Below are 647 nucleotides of genomic sequence, written 5' to 3'. Positions count from 1 at the left end.
CCATCTTACGATATCACAGCAAGTGACATCTGCGATGGAGAAGTACCTGTAGTTCTCACAGAGACCATCGAAGAGCTCGAGTGTGGATACAGACTGATCCGCGTATGGTCAGCAGTAGATGCTTGCGGCAACCCGGTAGCGCATACTCAAGTAATCACAATAGAAGACACGACAGCACCAGTGTTCACATCAGTACCAGCAGCGCTGACACTGGAGTGTGACGCAGAGATCCCAGCCACAACAGCAGAAGCGGTAGACAATTGCGACAGCTCAGTGGTGGTAACTTCAGCTGACTACGATCTGATCACCCCATGGGTGTTTAGCTCAACATCAGGAGACGGTTTTGGAGAAGTAACTGAAGACGGACTGACACTAGAAAGTTCAGATTCAGGAACACTGGTTAGCCAGATTGTAGCCCTCACGTCAGCCGCGAAAGCACTGACGATCAGCTTCGACTGGGATTACCTGACTAGCGATGTAGACGGACCAGCTTATGAAGAGTTTGGCTACACGATTGACGGAGTGTTCACTCAGCTGTCAGACAATGCAGGAGCAAACGATCAGTCAGGCAGTGCTTCTTTCGAAGTACCAGCGGGCAGCGAGATCGCCTTCATCATCAACGCAACAGACGACCAGCTCGGATCAGC

The 647-nt window shown here is 51.2% G+C and carries 1 pseudogene; it reads left to right on the top strand.

What is annotated here, in order from left to right:
• Positions 1 to 647: pseudogene (locus tag ABHV44_RS16155) on the top strand (hypothetical protein); the annotation flags it as partial.

Origin of the sequence: Halocola ammonii (assembly GCF_049334165.1) — a bacterium.
GTDB lineage: Bacteria > Bacteroidota > Bacteroidia > Flavobacteriales_D > Sanyastnellaceae > JBEGHD01.
The sequence above is the reverse complement of the archived record's forward strand: the minus strand, read 5'-3'. Positions and strand labels throughout refer to the sequence as shown.